Genomic DNA, 14,424 nt, shown 5'->3' with positions numbered 1-14,424 from the left:
GGACCCCGGGGCAATGCTCTAAAGGGAAAGAGGAGGAATCCATGCCCAACTTTGGGGCACCGTCACACATAGACCTGTCCGTCAACGATGCCGAGTCCAGCGCGCAGTGGTACTGCGAGGTGCTGGGGCTGCGCCGGGTGCGCCGTGCAGACCTGGAGAACCGCATCATGATCGTGCTGCTGCACCAGGCCACAGGGCTGGTCATCGGCCTCAACCAGCACGCCTCCGTGCCTGTCACCACCTTTGACGACCGCAATGTCGGTTTGGACCACATCGGTTTCAGCGTGGGCGAGCGGGCTGACCTCGACGCCTGGGAAGCACAGCTGACGTCCCTGAATGTGGTGCACTCCGCCCCCCAGGACACGGCCAATGGCGCTGCCTTGGTGTTCCGCGACCCGGACAACATCCAGCTGGAGTTTTGGTGGACCCGCCGGCCCTGACCCCGCCCAGCCCGCCGGGCCGCCGTCGTGCCTGAAACCGGATGCCGCAAGGCAAAAGGGAGGTGCCGGCGTGAACCGGCCCCTCCCTTTTAGTTTTGTGATGCCAGCCTGTCGTTACGGTGCCGGGGTGAGCCAGCCCGCCCGGGCGCTGCCCCAGCCGGTCTCGCTGTCCCAGCCGGTGCCGACCTTCAGCGTGGTGTTCGTGGTGTTGAAGGAGCGAACCGAGTAGACGTAGCCGTTGCTGGAGTCCAGCCCGTTGACGAAGTCGACGCGGATGTTGCCCGCATCAATCCCGGCACCCGTCACGTCGTGGAAACCCGACGGGTCGGCGTAGATCGCCGGGTTGAGCAGTCCCAGCCCGTGGCCGCTGGCCTGGATTTTCAGGGCCGTCATGCCGGCAAACAGTGGCGAGGCGAGGCTGGTTCCGCCGATCCGGTAGGTGTCGTAGGACGCGGAGCCCGGGAAGGTTTGCGTCTGCCCCACCAGCATGCCGGTGGTTGGGTCGGCGTCCATGGACACGTCCGGCAGCGCACGGCCGCCATTGGGGCTGTGGATGCCCGCCGCAACCTGGTAGGCCGGTTCGGGGATGTTGGAGGAGAACCCGCCGCCTCCGCCGTACTGGAACGGCACGGTGGGAGCCCATGCCCCGTTGGCGAGCGTGTACTTGGTGGTTTGCCAGCCGGTTTCCCCGGTCACGCCGGCCGGGGTGATGGCGGTGGAGGTGCCGCCGACGCCCGTTACAAACGGGTCGGAGGCCGGGTAGTCGGTCTGGGGCGAGCCAACGTTGGCGGCCTCGTCGCCGGAGTCGCCCGTGGAGAACGCGTAGCTGATGCCCTGGACAGCGCCCTGGAGGAAGGCGGTTTCGTAGGCCTGGAACAATGCCGGCTTGACGACGTCGCCCACCCCGCCCCACGAATTCGTCACGATGGTCGCGATGCCTTCGTCGTTGATGCGGGTGAAGGTGTCAAGGAGGTCGGAGTCCTGGCAGCTGGCGCCGGCGTAGTAGCGGATGTTGGCCGCGGGTGCCATGGCGTGCACTGCTTCAACGTCAAGCGTTTCCTCGCCGTACCAGCCCGATGCATCACACTGCCTTGGCGAGTTGTTGCTGTTCACCTGGGTGAAGGCCTTCGGCAGGCTCTGGCTGAACTGACCGGCGGCAAACGGCTGGTCACCAGTCTGGACGGCGTACTTGTTGGCGTCCGCCTCAATGGTGGCGGAGGCGTAGGCGTCGGTGATCGCCACCGTTACGCCGCGGCCGTCAAGCCCCGCTGCCGCCCCTGCCTCGTAGGCGTTGCGCAGTTGCGGCCCGGTGTATCCGCAGGGGGCAAAGGGCAGTGAGGCGCCGTTCAACTGCGGAAGGACGGTGCCGTCCGGTGTGGGCAGCGTGGCCGGGGTTTGGTCCCCGTACCAGTGGGAGCAGACGGGCGCATTGCGGAAGCCGGCGCTGGGAGGCGAGGGCTTTTGCGTCCGGGGTTCGACGACGGACACCGTGGTGTCGAGCCCCTGTATGGCAATGACGGCCGAAGCGACGGAAGCCGGTGCGCTGGCGCTGCCTGTCGGCGCCTGCACGTTCAGCCCGTCATGGCTGAAGTTGGCGATGGTCACCCCGAATGCCTTGTCCGCCGCGCGCACATTGCCTGTGACGTCAACGTAGCGGTGGTTGGCGTCCACCTTGACCTTCAGGCCTGCGCCGCTCAGCCAGCTGCTGACGGCACTGACAGTTGCCCCCGTGGCGTCAAACTGTGCGTGGTACTGCGCGGGTGTGAGGAAGTGGTGGGAGCTTGAGGCTGCCTCGGCGGCGGACTGCAAGGCGGTGAGCCCGCCGTTCGGGGCAAGGTACACGCGTGCGCTGACCTGCCCGTTCGGGGAGGCGGCGCCGAGGTTCTTCCCGTGCGTCAGCCACCCCGGCGACGAGTTCGGAATTGGTTTGGGTGTGGGGGCGGCGTCGGCGACGCCCGCTCCGGTGACCGCGGCGATGACGGTCACAACGACCGCCATTGACACTCCAAGGAAGTGTTTGCGCATTCCAGGATCTCCAGACTTTTTAAGGGGCTGTGTGACGGCTGTCGGAAGCCCGCTGGGTCAAGGCTAAGACCAGCGGGCCGATGCGGCAATGGTTTTTGCCATGGAAAAGGTTGCCTAATGCAAGAATCGCCGCCAGGCGGATTGAGGGGCGCGGCTGCTGTTGCTTGGACCCGGCGGGTCCGCGAAAACCCCTTGCGCTGTGAGCGGCTCCTGGATATGATAAGCGCACTTACTATTTATCGAAGGAGACTCGCCATGTGGACAACACAACACCAGGGTACGACGGCGGCAGAATCGGGAGCGGTCTGGAACGCGCTTGCGGCACTGCATTCTGGGACCAGCCTGGGCCCGGACTCGGACCTGTTTGAGCTCCACGGCCCGTTCGCGGCCGGTACCCGGCTGACCGTTACCCCACAGGGCCAGGACCCGATGGAATCGGTCATCACGGAGCTGGAACCCGGTCAGGTTTACGCCGACCAGACAGTCTTTGGAGGCCTCACCCTGACGTTCCGCCACCGCCTGGAGGCGGTGGCCGCGGGTGGGACCACCGTCACGCATGAACTGGAAATCACGGGGGAGCAGGCCGATGAGCTGGGCCCGGAGCTTGGTCCCCAAATCAGCGGCGACTTCCCCGTGGCCATGGGGGAGCTGCTGGCAGCTGCCGAACGCGGCGTCCGTGCCTGACGGCTCCGTGCCTGACGCTTCACTTGGCAGCCGCTATTCATCCTCGGCGCAGAGCCCGGGCCTGGCCCTCTGGCACGTCACGAACCGATGGCAGGCCGTGATGCGGGCCGCGCTGGCACCACACGGGCTCACCCATGTGCAGTATGTGTTGTTGGCAAGCCTTGTCTGGCTCCACTCGGTTGAACCGGACCGGCAAATGACGCAGGCGGCGCTCGCCGAACACACGGCCACTGACGTGATGATGACATCCCAGGTGCTCCGCGCCCTCGAAGCCAAGGGCATGGTGGAACGGGCGCGGCACCCGGGAGACGGCCGCGCCCGCATCCTGCGCCCCACGCCCCGTGGAATCCTGGCGGCCAGGGCGGCCACCGGGGACGTGGAAGCCGCGGATGCATCGTTCTTCGGACGGCTGCCCGAGCTCGGCGCCTTCACTGACGCCCTTAATTTGCTCAGCTAGGCAGTCCCGCCCTCATGCCGCCAACAGGCAGCAGGTGGTTGGGGAGCCTGTTTCCCGGGGCCCGGCCGCGAATCTCGAGCAGTTCGCGGGCGTGGGCGTGCAGGCGCCTGTCCTCGTCCGAGACGGGCAGCCACGGCGGGACGGGGACGGAGTTTCCGGAATGGTCCCGGGCCACCATGACGGTCAGGCAGTAGGTGGTCAGGTTCATGTCGCGGCCCTTGGGGTCTCCCGAACGGACATGGACGGCGATGTGCATGCCCTTGGTCCCCGTGTAAACCAGCCGGGCCTCAACTTCCACCACGTGGCCAATCAGCAGCGGCCTGTAGAAGCGCACGCCGCCGGAGAACACGGCCACGGCGTCCGTCCCGCAATACCGGGTGGCGCACACGTACGCGGCTTCATCGATCCACTTCATGACGATCCCGCCGTGGACCTTCCCGCCCCAGTTGACGTCGGTGGGGGCGGCCATGAAGCGCAGCACCACGCGCTCGGCGGTACCTTCATCCGTGTACGCCTGGGCCTTCATGGCGGCCACGATCTCCTCGCGGACCTTGATTCGGGCCAGCGCGTCATCGCGCTGCCCAATTTCCTCCGGAGAGGCCGGGGCAAACTGCTGAACGGGAGTTGGCCTGCCATCGGCTCCGACGGCTACGAAGATCACCAGGCACTGGCTGCGCATGGTGGGGGTGCCGCCCTTGGGATCGCCCGAGGACACCACTGTGTGGATGTGCATGGAGGACCGCCCCGTGTAGACAATGGTAGCCTCCACCTCCACCATGTCCCCGCTGTTGACCGGGTCGGCAAAGTGGATGTTGCCCACATAGGCCGTCACACAATAGGACTTGGCCCACCCCACCGCCGCGGCGTAGGCGGCCTTGTCGACCCATTCGAGGACGGTGCCGGCGTCGACGGATCCGCTGTGGCCCACATCGGTGGGGGCCGCGAGGAACCGGAGGGTTACGGAATTGGCTGCAGTTTCAGTCATGGGAAAAGTTTATTGAAGACGCACCAATATGGGGCATGGGCGTCCTCATGGCCAATTCGGGGCGTCACAATGCACGTGTTGCTGCCGCAGAAATTTCCATCAATTCGTGCGTCACGAAACGGGGAATCCGCCTCACAGCTGCCGTGCGGGGGCTGGGGTAATATCCAAGGATATGTGCATTTTGATCAATCGCGACTATGGGGAGTAGCCGTGGGATCACTGGAAAACGGAAATGACAACGTCGACGCGCCCAGCGACGAGGACTTGATTCGACAAGTCCGCAACGGTTCCACGGAAGCCTACGGGCTGCTGTATGAACGGCACCGTGACAGCGCGGAGGCCACCGCCCGCAGGCATGCCGGCAATTTCAGCGACGTTTCCGATCTGGTGGCAGAGTCGTTTGCCAAGGTGCTCGCGGCCATCCAGGGCGGCAACGGGCCCAAAGTCTTCTTCCGGGCCTACCTCCTGACCACCTTGCGGCGGCTGGCCAGCGCCCTGCGGGCCATCGACGGCAAGCGGATGGTCACCGAGGACATGGAATCGGTCATGGAGGTTGACGAAGGGCCGGATCCCTTGGTCTCCGCCTTTGAAGACGAGGTGGTGGCGCGCTCCTTCAGGGACCTCCCCGAGCGCTGGCAGGCCGTGCTGTGGTACCAGGAAGTTGACGGGATGGCACCTGCTGACATTGCTCCATTGCTGGGCCTGGCCCCCAACGCTGTTTCGGCCCTGGCCGTCCGCGCCAGGGAAGGCCTGCGCCTGGCATACCTGCAACACCATGTCGGTGCGGTGGAAGCCGGTTGCGAAGCGTATGCCAAGCATCTCGGGGCCTACGCCCGGGGATCCCTGGCGCCCCGGCGGGTGGACAGGCTGGAGCGGCACCTGGAAAGCTGCACGGAATGCGGCGCAATCCTGCTCCACGTCAAGGACGTAGGCGCTGGCATGCGCGGCATCATTTTTCCGGCACTGGCGGGACTGGCCTACTCCGGCAGGGAAATGGCGAAGGGCGTGGCCCTGGATGTGGGCAATCTGCTGGGCGCCGGCCAGCACGGTGCCGGCATGGGCATGCGCGCCCTGCTGACCTACTCGGCGGCCGGGCTTGCCACGGCCGGCGCCCTGACCGCGGGCCTGTCCGGTGGCGGGCTGTTTGTACCGGACCAGGGCCCGGCGATCGCCGAATCCCTGCCTGCAATCTCCCTTCCCGCCCCGCCACCGGCCGGGGACACGCCGCCGGACGGGCCCCCGGCGGTGCCGGGCCACCTGGCAGCGGACCGGCCCGGCAGCATCCTGGTGGTCAACCAGCAGCCCGCCTCCCCGGGCCCGGCAACGAAGCCGACGGCCAAAGCCGCGAAGCCGGCCGCGCGGCCGGTCGCAGCCCGGGAGACGGAAAAGGGGGAGACCCAGGACGGTGAAGCGCAGGGGGAGGACTCCCACGGACCAAGAACGACGGCGGCGCCCACCGCCGTCGTGCCCGTCAAGCCGCCGCTGTTGCCAGGCAAGGGGCAGGCAGTCCAGACTGCGCCGGTGCGCATTCTGGTGACCGGAAGCATTGTGTCGCAGGGCCTGCTGGAGACGGCCCTTGAGCTCAATGTCTCCATCAGCGGTGCACTCGGGCTGAAAGCGCCCACTGTTTCAGCCGAGGTGCCCTAGCTGGTGCCGCGGGGCACACGGGCGTGGCGCAATCCGGCCTCCAGCACACCAGCCGTGCCGCCGGGGCCGGGACTTCTTGCAATTAGTCCGTCATGAGTTCCCGGCAGGGCACTCTCTTGTGGTGGACGGGGTTGGCGGAAACGTGAAGGGGAATGTGTGCTCAGGGTTGAGAACGGGGCTGGCAAGGGGACATCGGGCAGCACCGGCTGCGCAGCTGCCGGACGGCACGATGAAAGGGAACTAACTGTCATCCCCCGCGAGTGGACCGCTCCGCTGCGGGGTTGCTTGGACGACGTCCCGTCAGCCGGTTCCATTCGCATACTTTCAACCACGTTTACCGTCAGCACGGCCTGCGAAGGCGAGGCGCCTGAAGTGCTGCGGATGGACATCCCCGTGGCACTGACACTGGACACCGAAGGCTTGGCGGCTGGAAACCTCTGGGACTCCGTGGAGATCGCCTCGAACAGCGAGGGCATCAGTTATGAACGGCTGCCGGCCAGCGAGGGGTATTTCACCCCGGACAACGTGGTGTGGGCCGTCCACAGGTTTCGCCTTGCCTGCCCGCTCCCCACGGGACGGCCGCTTACGGTTGAATGGATCCTTTCCGCGGCGGACCACGGCCTTGCGGGGCCACGGCTTCAGCCACACAGCTGACGGGCGGGCCTGGACCAGCGGCGCCCCGTTGATTGTCCGCGCCCCGGCCATGCACCGCGAGTATTTCCTTGACGGAGCACCGCCTCCGCGCGCATCATTGCCACCACCAGCAAGGTCCAAACGAGTGGTTGGGAATACGACAATGCCAATGATCGACGTGTATGCAACAGCGGGCACCTTTGCGGACAAACACCAACTGGCCAAGGACCTTGCCGAGACGCTCAAAATTATCGAGGGCGTCCCGGACATACCGATGTTCCGGCAAAATACTGCCGGGTTTGTGCACGAATTGCCCGAGGGTGATCTCTCAAATGTCGACGGGGACAGCAACTACGTCCGCGTCCAGGTGCTGACGAACGCCGGCGCGCTGGATCGGGACAAGCAACTCGCCGTCGTTTCGCAATTTACCGAGCTGGTGGCGAAGGCAGCCGGAGACCCAACGCTGGCCGGACGCACCTGGGTGCTGCTGACCGAGGCCGTTCCGGGCGGTTGGGGCCTTGGCGGACACGCCAACACCAATGACGAACTTGTTGCTGCCGCGCGCCGGCAGATTGGCGAACTCCAGGCCAAGAAGGCGGAGTCCCAGGGGGACTGACCTCCCGGATGGCCGCCACGCGCATCTGTCCATGATTCTGCCGTTTCATCAGGGCGCAGCTTCGCCATGCCCACAGTCCGGCCGTGAACCTGCGGGGCGATAGCGCATGCGCCCCGCCGCTACCCCTGCGCCGCGGAAGTCATGTTCACTAATGTCAAGGTTTGTTTATTTTAGGGCGGAGTGTTGCCAATCACAACGCCAACCCTTTACAGTGTGTACTGTATACAGAATTTTGACTCTCACAAGGAACCCTCATGCCCAAAGCAATGAAGCTTGCCGCGCCGCTGCTTGCCCTGGCCCTGCTCTCCGGCTGCGCCACCGGCGGTGTGCCGTCCGCCGCCGGGACCAAGCTCAGCAGCGACGCCGCCGTGTCCGGACAAATTACCGTGTGGAGCTGGGATGTGGCCGCCACGGCCCTCAAGCGGCTGTCCAAGGAGTACACGAAGGAACATCCCGGCACCACCATCAACGTCGTGGACATCGGCTATGACAACGCTTACGACAAAATGTCAGTGGGACTGCAGGCCAATAGCGGGCTGCCGGACGTCATTACGGTCGAAACGGACCACATGCCGGCGTACATCCACCAGTTTCCCAAGGCGTTCACGGACCTCAAGCCGCTCATCGGCGCGGATGAGGCCCAGTTCGACCCCTCCAAGATTTCGGCGTCGTCCAGTGCCGACGGCAAGCTCCTCTCCATGCCCTGGGATTCAGGCACGGTGGCGCTCTACGTGCGCACCGACTACTTCAAGGCCGCAGGTGTTGACCCCAGCAAGCTCGCCACCTGGGATGACTTGATCACCGCGGGGGAGGAGGTCAAGGCAGCCACCGGCCACGCCCTCATCTCCACCGACCTCTCGACCGGCAGCCTGTTTCAGATGCTGCTCCAGCAGCAGGGCCAGGGCATCTTCACCCCCGACGGCGCCATCAACCTGACCTCAGCTGCCGCCGTCAAGGCACTGGCGCTGATCAAGACCATGAACGACAAGGGCCTGTTGGACAACGTCAAGGACTGGGACGGGCGCGTGACGGCCACCAAGAACGGCAAGTCCGCAGTCATGCCCGAGGCCGTGTGGTGGATCGGCACGCTCACAGGCGAAATGCCGGAGCTCGCCAACAAGATCACGGTGGTGCCGCTGCCTGCCTTCACGGCCGGAGGCACGCAGACCTCCAACGACGGCGGCTCCACCCTCGCCATCCCCACCCAGGCCAAGAACCCGCAGCTGGCCGGCTCCTTCGTGAAGTTCATGCTGGCCAACAAGGACAACCAGGTGTCCATGATGAAGGACGAGGGCCTGTTCCCGTCCTATCTTCCGGCCCTGGATGCGCCCCTGTTCCACGCACCCCAGGCGTACTTCGGCGGTGAAAAGGTCTATGAGCTCTTCGCGGCCCAAACACCCAAGATCCCGTCAATCACCTACACCAGTGACAATGCCAAGGCGGGGGACACGGTCTCCAGCGCCGTCGTGGCTGCCGTGCTCAACCATCAGGACCCGGCCGCGGCATTGAAGTCCGCGGCGGAGCAGATCGCCACCGCCACCGGGCGAAAGATCGCCCAGCAACCATGACCAGCACACTCCTGCGGCCCTCCCGCCGGCCGTCCGCAAACGCGGGCGGCCGGGCGGGGGCACGCTCCACCGCCGGCCGCAGCCGGCCCGGCTATTGGTTTGTCCTGCCGGCGGTCGCGCTCTTCGCCATCTTCTTCCTCTACCCCCTGCTGTCTTCCCTGTGGCAGAGCTTCTTCTCGACCACGGGCGGTGAGTCCACGTGGGTGGGCGGTGCACAGTACCTGCGCCTGTTCCACGATCCGCTGGTGGCCAAGAGCCTGTTCAACGTTGGCCTCATCCTGGTCATCCAGGTCCCTCTCATGGTCTGTACGGCGCTGGGACTGGCCTACCTGCTCAACCAGTCATGGCTGCGTTTCCGCACCGGATTCCGTGCCATGCACTTCCTGCCCGCGGTAACCACCCTGGTGGCGTATTCCCTGGTTTTCCGGGTCATGCTCGCCACGGACGGCGGCGCCGTCAACCAGTTGCTCGCCATGGTGGGAATGTCACCGGTGGACTGGCTCAACAGCGAAGCGTGGTCCCGCGTGGCCCTGATCGCCTCGATTACGTGGCGGTGGACCGGCTACAACATGGTCATCATCCTGGCCGGACTCCAGGGAATCCCCGCCGAGCTCTACGAGGCCGCCCGCATTGACGGCGCCGGCCGGTGGGCCATTTTCACCAAAATCGTCATCCCGCAGCTGCGCCCTGTCATCCTTTTCAGCTCCATCACCTCCACCATCGGCGCCCTCCAGCTGTTTGATGAAAACTTCATCCTGACCGGCGGCGGGCCCAACAACGCCACGCTGACCCCCGTGCTGTACCTCTACAAGGTGGGCTTTCAGCAGTTTGACTTTGGCTATGCCTCCGCCATCGCCTGGCTGCTGGTGGCCATCATCGCGGTGGTTTCCGTGGTGCAGTTCGCGATCATGAAGGAAAAGAAATGACACAGACGCTCAAACGGCTTCCGGTGTACCTGGTACTGCTGGTCGGGGCAGCGCTGAGCATCATCCCGTTCCTGTGGATGGTCATCGCTTCAACGCATACGACGGCGGCCCTGTTCGCCACGCCGCTGCCCCTTCTGCCGGGCGGGGAGCTGTGGAAAAACCTGGCCCGGCTCCAGCAAGAGACCAACTTTTCCCAGGTGATGGTCAACTCCCTGGTTGTCGCCGTCATCTATACCGCTTTTTCCTGCGTGGTCAGTGCCATGTGCGGATACGGGCTGGCCAAGTTCCGCTTCCGTGGCCGCGGCCTGGTGCTTGGCGCGGTGCTGCTGACCATGATGATCCCCATGCAGGTGCTGCTGGTTCCCCTGTTTCAGATGATGGCAAGCCTGGGCTGGGTCAACAGCTACCAGGCGCTGATCCTGCCGTTCCTGGCCAACGCCTTCGGGATCTTCCTCATGCGCCAGGCATTCCTCGACTTCCCCGACAGCCTGATAGAGTCGGCCCGCATTGACGGCGCCGGGGAATTGAAGACGTTTTACCGCATTGTGATGCCGGTGGCCCGCCCGCAGCTGGCCGCGCTGATGATCTACACCTTCATCAGCCAGTGGAACTCCTTCATCTGGCCGCTGCTGATGCTCAACACCGAGGACAAGTACACGCTGCCCGTGGCCCTGAACACCATGATCGGGCTGTCCCGGGTGGACTATTCAGGCCTCATGCTCGGCTCCCTCCTGGCCACCCTGCCACTGCTGCTGGTCTTCATCATTTTTCAAAAACAATTCGTATCAGGACTTATGGGAGGGGCGGTCAAGGGATGACCCGGACGCTTGAACTCGATGGAATCGCCTTCGGCGGAGACTACAACCCGGAGCAGTGGCCGCGGGAGGTGTGGGAGGAGGACATTCGGCTGATGCGCCAGGCCGGGGTCAATTTCATCACCGTCTCCGTCTTTTCCTGGCCCCTGCTGGAGCCTGTGGAAGGCTGCTTTGACTTTGGCTGGCTGGACGACGTCATTGAACTGCTGCACGGCGCCGGCATCGCCGTCGACCTGGCCACCGCCACGGCAACGCCGCCGGCCTGGCTCATCCGCAAATACCCGCAGATCCTGCCCGTCACGGCGGACGGGACACACCTGGAATTCGGCTCGCGGCAGGCCTATTGCTTCAGTTCGCCCATCTTCCGCCGCTACGCACTCCGGCTCACCCGCGCCATGGCCGAACGCTACGGAAAACACCCCGCCGTGCGCCTCTGGCACGTGTCCAATGAATACGGCGACCATGTGCCCCGCTGCTGGTGCGACGCCTCCGCCGTTCATTTCCGCACCTGGCTGCGCACCAAGTACCGGAGCATTGACGCCCTCAACGAGGCCTGGGGGACCAGCTGCTGGGGACAGCACTACCTTGACTTCGAGTCCATCGAACCGCCACGCGAGTCCACCGGCCCCATCAATTCCACCCAGCACCTGGACTTCGAGCGGTTCTCCTCGGCCGCCATGCTGGAACTGTTCACCTCCGAGGTGGAAGTGCTCCGAGAGGTGACGCCGGAGCTGCCCGTGACCACCAACTTCATGTCCATCCTGCGAGAGCTGGACTACTTTGCCTTTGCCGATGCCGAGGACATTGTCACCGACGACGCCTACCCCGATCCCGCGGACCCCGGCGCCCACATTGACGCATCCTTGAACTACGCACTCATGCGCGGTGCCAAGGGCGGCGCGCCCTGGCTCCTCCTGGAACAATCAGCCAGCGCCGTCAGCTGGCGCGACGTCAACGTGCCCAAGGCGCCGGGCGTGATGCGCCTCGACAGCTACCAGGCGCTGGCCCACGGCGCCGACGGCATCATGTACTTCCAGTGGCGGGCGGCAAAATTCGGTCCGGAGAAGTTCCACGCCGCCATCCTGGGCCACCGCGGCGAGGCGAGCCGGACCTTCCAGGAATGCAGCCTGCTCGGTGCCGAACTCCGGCAGCTCGGCGCCCTGAAGGGCAGCCGCGTCGAGGCCCACGTTGCCATGCTCTGCGACTGGGACAACATGTGGGCCCTGGCCGCGCCGGATTCCCTGCCCACCAACCGGCTCAGCTGGATCGGCCAGGCACGGGACTGGCACCGGGCCTCGTTCACCCTCGGCGCCACCGTGGACCTGGTCCGGGCCGGGGCGGACTGGTCCGCTTACCGGGTGCTGCTGGTGCCCAATATCTACCTCGCCACGCCCGGCCTGGCCGCCCAGCTGGACGATTATGCGGCCGCCGGCGGGACCGTCGTCGTCGGGGCGTTTTCCGGCGTTGTTGACGAAAACGACCACGTCCACCCGGGCGGGGCGCCCGGCCCGCTGCGCGGGCTGCTGGGCGTGGAAGTGGACGAGGTCTGGCCGCTGCCCGACGGCGAAAGCGGGCAGCTGCGCCTGGACGGTGCCCTGCACGCCGTGCACACGGTCAGCGAATGGCTTGACGCGCCGGGGGCGCGCACCGTGGCCAGCTACTCCGGCGGCGAGCTGGACGGCCGCCCGGCAGTCACTGTCCGGGACCATGGCCGCGGTGCGGCCTGGTACGTGAGCGCCTGCCTGGCCGACGCCGGGCTGCGGGAACTGGTGCGCCGGATCTTCGTCGAAGCGGGCGTGCCCCTGCGCGACGGTGCCGGGCCTGATGTTGAGGTGGTGGTGCGCCGCAGCGGTGACACATCGTTTACCTTCGTGCTTAACCGCTCGACGGCGGCCCTGGACGTATCGGTGCCGGCCCGGGCCAGCATCCTGGTGGGCGGGGACGGCCCGGCGCCTGGCGCCGGGGGACTGCAGCCGCTCCCGGCCCGCGGAGTCCTGGTGGTCCGGCATGACCGCGCCGACACGGTTCGTGTCGTGTCCGAAAGTGACCGCCTCCAGGCTGTCTAGGCCCCACCATTTGCCCGTTATCGGGCACCCCAGCCCGCCCCGGCAGTCTTCGCCGGGGCGGGCTGAAACATTTCCGGCGGAAAATGTTGACCACATCACACAATGGGCATAATGTATTCTGTATACAGAATGCAAAACGAAGTATCGCTCCATGAGGCGGCCCGGCCGCCACAACACCTGAGGTGAATCCATGAACAACCCCGTAACCCACCCCTACATCCCCAACACGGTCCCGGCCGTGCGGGAAGAGATGCTGGCCGCCGTCGGCGCGGCCGACATCGAGGAGTTCTACGCGGACATTCCGTCCAGCCTGCGCGTGCAGGGCAGCCTGAACCTGCCGGCACCGCTGCTGTCCGAGGCTGAACTGGAACGCCATGTCAGCGGGCTGCTGAACAAGAACACCAGCACCCGCGAGGCCCTGAGCTTCCTGGGCGCGGGCACGTACAACCACTACGTGCCGTCCGTGGTGGACGAGGTGATTGGCCGCAGCGAATTCCTGACTGCCTACGCGGGGGAGCCCTATGAGGACCACGGCCGCTTCCAGGCACTCTTCGAGTACCAGTCCATGATGGGCGAGCTGCTGAACATGGACGTGGTCAACGTCCCCACGTATGACGGCATGCAGGCCACGGCCACTGCGCTGGCCATGGCGGGGCGCATCACCGGCCGCCGCGGAATCGTCCTGGTCAGCGTCGCCAACCCGGACCTGGTCTCCAAGGTCACCGACTACGTGCGTTCCTTCATGGACCTGACCATCATCCCCTCCAGCAACGGCACGGCCGATCTCGCCGCCGCGGAGCAGGCCATCGGCGCCGACACCGCCGCCGTCTGGATCCAGACCCCCAGCTTCCACGGCGCGCTGGAGGAGCAGGGGGCCCGGCTGGCCCAACTGGCGCACGACGCCGGTGCACTCGCCGTGGTGGGCACCGACCCCATCGCCTACGGTGCCCTGACACCCCCTGCGGACTGGGGTGCTGACATTGTCTGCGGCGACATCCAGTCCCTGGGCATCCACCAGTGGTTTGGCGGCGGCCGCGGCGGCTTCATCGCCGTCCACGACGACCCCACGTTCGTGCTGGAAATGCCATCCCGCCTCTTTGGCCTGGAATCCACCGACGTACCGGGAGAGTACGGCTTTGGCGACGTCGCCTGGGACCGCACCTCCTTCGCCCTGCGCGAGGAAGGGAAGGAGTGGGTGGGGACCGCCGCCGCGCTGTGGGGGATCGCAGCCGGGGTCTACCTGGCCTCCATGGGCCCCACCGGCATGGCCGAATTGGGGGAGACCCTGCTGGCCCGCACGGCCTACGCCGCGCAGCAGCTGGCCTCCGTGGACGGGCTTGAACTGTCCGACTCCGCGCTCCACCTGCGGGAAATCGCCGTCGACTTTTCCAACGCCTCCCTGACCAGCACCGCCGCCGTCGCGGCCCTGCGTGCCCGGGGCATCGAGCCCGGTGTGGTCCTGCCCGGCAACCGCCTCCTGGTCTGCGTGACGGAACAGGTCACCGCCGCCGACATTGACACACTAGCCGCCACCCTCACGGCCGTTTTGAAGGAGAACTAAC

At 65.9% G+C, this 14,424-nt stretch carries 13 protein-coding genes; 11 read left to right on the top strand and 2 right to left on the bottom strand.

The window, feature by feature from the left end; translation table 11 throughout:
* Nucleotides 1–440 (top strand): VOC family protein (locus LPN03_RS13540; protein ID WP_262454615.1); only part of this gene is annotated, 440 nt, incomplete at its 5' end.
* A gap of 114 nt (nucleotides 441–554) precedes the next feature.
* Here the strand turns inward: LPN03_RS13540 and LPN03_RS13535 are convergent.
* The gene (locus LPN03_RS13535; RefSeq protein ID WP_262454614.1) at nucleotides 555–2,438 is read right to left on the bottom strand and encodes a protease pro-enzyme activation domain-containing protein; all 1,884 of its coding nucleotides are present in this window, start codon (nucleotides 2,436–2,438) and stop codon (nucleotides 555–557) included.
* 282 nt (nucleotides 2,439–2,720) lie between these two features.
* On the opposite strand from LPN03_RS13535, the gene LPN03_RS13530 reads away from it, so the two are divergent.
* Together LPN03_RS13530 and LPN03_RS13525 are read left to right on the top strand one after the other, a co-directional pair.
* A complete protein-coding gene (locus LPN03_RS13530; protein WP_165182811.1) occupies nucleotides 2,721–3,149 on the top strand; it encodes a polyketide cyclase in 429 nt (142 codons plus the stop codon).
* A gap of 7 nt (nucleotides 3,150–3,156) precedes the next feature.
* Nucleotides 3,157–3,606, top strand: a complete 450-nt coding sequence (locus LPN03_RS13525) for a MarR family winged helix-turn-helix transcriptional regulator (protein ID WP_165182810.1) — start codon at nucleotides 3,157–3,159, stop codon at nucleotides 3,604–3,606.
* Here LPN03_RS13525 and LPN03_RS13520 read toward each other — a convergent pair.
* Nucleotides 3,599–4,591 (bottom strand): acyl-CoA thioesterase, encoded by a 993-nt coding sequence (locus LPN03_RS13520; RefSeq protein WP_165182809.1) that lies wholly within the window; start codon nucleotides 4,589–4,591, stop codon nucleotides 3,599–3,601. The two genes, LPN03_RS13525 and LPN03_RS13520, sit on opposite strands and share 8 nt — an antisense overlap.
* A 210-nt stretch (nucleotides 4,592–4,801) precedes the next feature.
* Here LPN03_RS13520 and LPN03_RS13515 point away from each other — a divergent pair, with 210 nt between their 5' ends.
* The 8 genes from LPN03_RS13515 (at nucleotide 4,802) to gcvPA (ending at nucleotide 14,423) form a co-directional block, all read left to right on the top strand.
* Nucleotides 4,802–6,238, top strand: a complete 1,437-nt coding sequence (locus LPN03_RS13515) for a sigma factor (protein WP_262454613.1) — start codon at nucleotides 4,802–4,804, stop codon at nucleotides 6,236–6,238.
* A gap of 156 nt (nucleotides 6,239–6,394) precedes the next feature.
* Complete coding sequence (locus tag LPN03_RS13510) at nucleotides 6,395–6,892, top strand: hypothetical protein (RefSeq protein ID WP_262454612.1); 498 nt, start codon at nucleotides 6,395–6,397, stop codon at nucleotides 6,890–6,892.
* Between the two features lie 142 nt (nucleotides 6,893–7,034).
* A complete protein-coding gene (locus LPN03_RS13505; RefSeq protein ID WP_262454611.1) occupies nucleotides 7,035–7,487 on the top strand; it encodes a tautomerase family protein in 453 nt (150 codons plus the stop codon).
* A 254-nt stretch (nucleotides 7,488–7,741) separates the two neighbouring features.
* Nucleotides 7,742–9,055, top strand: a complete 1,314-nt coding sequence (locus tag LPN03_RS13500) for an ABC transporter substrate-binding protein (RefSeq protein WP_262454610.1) — start codon at nucleotides 7,742–7,744, stop codon at nucleotides 9,053–9,055.
* Nucleotides 9,052–9,981, top strand: a complete 930-nt coding sequence (locus LPN03_RS13495; protein ID WP_165182804.1) for a carbohydrate ABC transporter permease — start codon at nucleotides 9,052–9,054, stop codon at nucleotides 9,979–9,981. Before LPN03_RS13500 ends, LPN03_RS13495 begins: the two co-directional genes overlap by 4 nt.
* Nucleotides 9,978–10,799 carry a carbohydrate ABC transporter permease gene (locus tag LPN03_RS13490; protein WP_165182803.1) on the top strand — a complete coding sequence of 274 codons (822 nt, stop codon included), beginning with the start codon at nucleotides 9,978–9,980 and terminating at the stop codon, nucleotides 10,797–10,799. Before LPN03_RS13495 ends, LPN03_RS13490 begins: the two co-directional genes overlap by 4 nt.
* Nucleotides 10,796–12,862 carry a beta-galactosidase gene (locus LPN03_RS13485; RefSeq protein WP_165182802.1) on the top strand — a complete coding sequence of 689 codons (2,067 nt, stop codon included), beginning with the start codon at nucleotides 10,796–10,798 and terminating at the stop codon, nucleotides 12,860–12,862. The genes LPN03_RS13490 and LPN03_RS13485 overlap by 4 nt, the downstream gene beginning before the upstream one ends.
* Nucleotides 12,863–13,052: 190 nt before the next feature.
* Nucleotides 13,053–14,423 carry an aminomethyl-transferring glycine dehydrogenase subunit GcvPA gene (gcvPA, locus tag LPN03_RS13480; protein WP_262454609.1) on the top strand — a complete coding sequence of 457 codons (1,371 nt, stop codon included), beginning with the start codon at nucleotides 13,053–13,055 and terminating at the stop codon, nucleotides 14,421–14,423.
* The last annotated feature ends 1 nt before the right edge of the window (nucleotide 14,424 follow it).

This window comes from Arthrobacter sp. A2-55 (assembly GCF_025548615.1).
GTDB lineage: Bacteria > Actinomycetota > Actinomycetes > Actinomycetales > Micrococcaceae > Specibacter > Specibacter silviterrae.
Note: the sequence above shows the minus strand (reverse complement) of the source record. Positions and strands in the feature narration are given on the sequence as shown.

Bases quoted from the DNA above. Each gene is read 5' to 3' on its own strand.
- LPN03_RS13535 (WP_262454614.1), bottom strand. From the start codon at position 2,438: ATGGCGGTCGTTGTGACCGTCATCGCCGCGGTCACCGGAGCGGGCGTC.
- LPN03_RS13530 (WP_165182811.1), top strand. From the start codon at position 2,721: ATGTGGACAACACAACACCAGGGTACGACGGCGGCAGAATCGGGAGCG.
- LPN03_RS13520 (WP_165182809.1), bottom strand. From the start codon at position 4,591: ATGACTGAAACTGCAGCCAATTCCGTAACCCTCCGGTTCCTCGCGGCC.
- LPN03_RS13505 (WP_262454611.1), top strand. From the start codon at position 7,035: ATGCCAATGATCGACGTGTATGCAACAGCGGGCACCTTTGCGGACAAA.
- LPN03_RS13500 (WP_262454610.1), top strand. From the start codon at position 7,742: ATGCCCAAAGCAATGAAGCTTGCCGCGCCGCTGCTTGCCCTGGCCCTG.
- LPN03_RS13495 (WP_165182804.1), top strand. From the start codon at position 9,052: ATGACCAGCACACTCCTGCGGCCCTCCCGCCGGCCGTCCGCAAACGCG.
- LPN03_RS13490 (WP_165182803.1), top strand. From the start codon at position 9,978: ATGACACAGACGCTCAAACGGCTTCCGGTGTACCTGGTACTGCTGGTC.
- LPN03_RS13485 (WP_165182802.1), top strand. From the start codon at position 10,796: ATGACCCGGACGCTTGAACTCGATGGAATCGCCTTCGGCGGAGACTAC.
- gcvPA (WP_262454609.1), top strand. From the start codon at position 13,053: ATGAACAACCCCGTAACCCACCCCTACATCCCCAACACGGTCCCGGCC.